General features: G+C 33.6%; 2 protein-coding genes and 2 pseudogenes. 1 reads left to right on the top strand and 3 read right to left on the bottom strand.

The features are described from left to right. The 3 genes and pseudogenes from FTU83_RS17180 to FTU83_RS17170 all read right to left on the bottom strand — a co-directional run. Positions 1 to 247 (bottom strand): annotated as a pseudogene (locus tag FTU83_RS17180) (RHS repeat domain-containing protein); the annotation flags it as partial. Positions 248 to 349: 102 nt separating this feature from the next. Beyond that, the gene (locus tag FTU83_RS17175) at positions 350 to 847 is read right to left on the bottom strand and encodes a hypothetical protein (protein ID WP_180064263.1); all 498 of its coding nucleotides are present in this window, start codon (positions 845 to 847) and stop codon (positions 350 to 352) included. Then, a complete protein-coding gene (locus tag FTU83_RS17170) occupies positions 848 to 1,234 on the bottom strand; it encodes a hypothetical protein (protein WP_180092653.1) in 387 nt (128 codons plus the stop codon). Positions 1,235 to 1,355: 121 nt separating this feature from the next. On the opposite strand from FTU83_RS17170, the pseudogene FTU83_RS17580 reads away from it, so the two are divergent. Then, positions 1,356 to 1,458, top strand: a pseudogene (locus FTU83_RS17580) (integrase); the annotation flags it as partial.

Here is a 1,458-nt window from a genome sequence, read left to right as displayed (position 1 = left end):
TATAGTGTAAACCTGTCTCTTGATCGAAATACTGACCTTGAAAACGAATGTTGTTTGAAATAATTTCAGAATTTTCAAAGAAACTCGATTTAGCCTTTTCAGCCTTACATTCACCCCAAGCCTTATATTCAGCTTTCCAAATGATTGCACCTGTATGGTCACTCATTTCTTGTGCTGTGCCTAAGTGATCACAATGATAGAACCATACATCATCAAAGCCTTTGCTCTGTTTTGTGGTTTTCGATAGCAAATTTTGGCGTACGTTATATGAATTATTAAAATAAAAATAAGCTCAATGAAGCTATCATTGAGCTTTGTATAATTTGAAATAGCGTACTGATTTTAAATTTTATTGATTAGAAAAAACTACAATTTTCCCTTCAGGTAGATGACCATCCCATCCACACGGAAAACCACTATTTAAATATATTTCTAAAATTTCTTTCCAGATTGTAGGAAAATAGTCATTTGCATAACATTGAAATATTATACCTATATCTCTATACATCAACTCTACTATCAGACAAGCTTCACCCATTATCCATTTTTCTTTAGCTCCGTTAAATTCTTGATTTTCAAATCCAAAATAATTTTTTTGTTTTAGTTTATATTTAATCTGATCGTTCCATTCAAAGCTTTCTGGAAAAATATCGGGGGTATCAGTCACAGTTTCCCATTCATCAAAATCATCAAAACTGTCATTAGTCGCATAATCTATTCCTAAATTAGCATCAAAAATAATCTTGTAATCTTTTTCAGTACTAAACTTAGTATTATAAAAATTACCTTTTTCCAAAAAAGATATAAATTCAGCTGCACTTTCTACTACTTGATCCCAAGTCTTCATTTATTTTCCTCTCACGTGGTTTCTAACCGTATTCATCCAATCTTTTTCAACACCACCAGTACCATTAGGGTATGCATTGCCATACATTGTTTGCCCTCCTGCTTGCAATTGTTTTTTTAATGCCCCCTGAACCACAGCTAATTTCTTACACCTACCGACATTTGGTTTAAATCTTGCTGCAACTTTCATAGCGCCAATAGCAGCTTCGTTATATCCAGAATGATATCCAAAGTGTGTAGTTTTTCCAAAACCTCCCCCAGTTTTAAGTGGAACATTTGCATCTTTAGGTAAAGCAATTAATTTATTTACATTATGCACATCAAAATTTTTACACAATTTATTAACATCTCGTAATGAATCTGTGCTTTTTGGAATTATGTAGTGCACCTGATACCCTTCAGGTATTAGTGTTTTAGTTCTTATCAATTGGGACAATATTGAACTTAACAATCGAATTGTAATGGCTGCACTAACACGCAACCGTGCAGAAAAGGGACCAATTCCAAGTAATTTTGCTGCTGATAAAACCGATTACCCACGTAAAATCTATGAGAATGCACTCGTACATAAACTACCAGATGAGGTAGAAGCTGCTGACTTACGTGGAGCAT

Source organism: Acinetobacter sp. YH12152, assembly GCF_013418285.1.
GTDB lineage: Bacteria > Pseudomonadota > Gammaproteobacteria > Pseudomonadales > Moraxellaceae > Acinetobacter > Acinetobacter amyesii.
Note: the sequence above shows the minus strand (reverse complement) of the source record. Positions and strands in the feature narration are given on the sequence as shown.

Bases quoted from the DNA above. Each gene is read 5' to 3' on its own strand.
- FTU83_RS17175 (WP_180064263.1), bottom strand. From the start codon at position 847: ATGAAGACTTGGGATCAAGTAGTAGAAAGTGCAGCTGAATTTATATCT.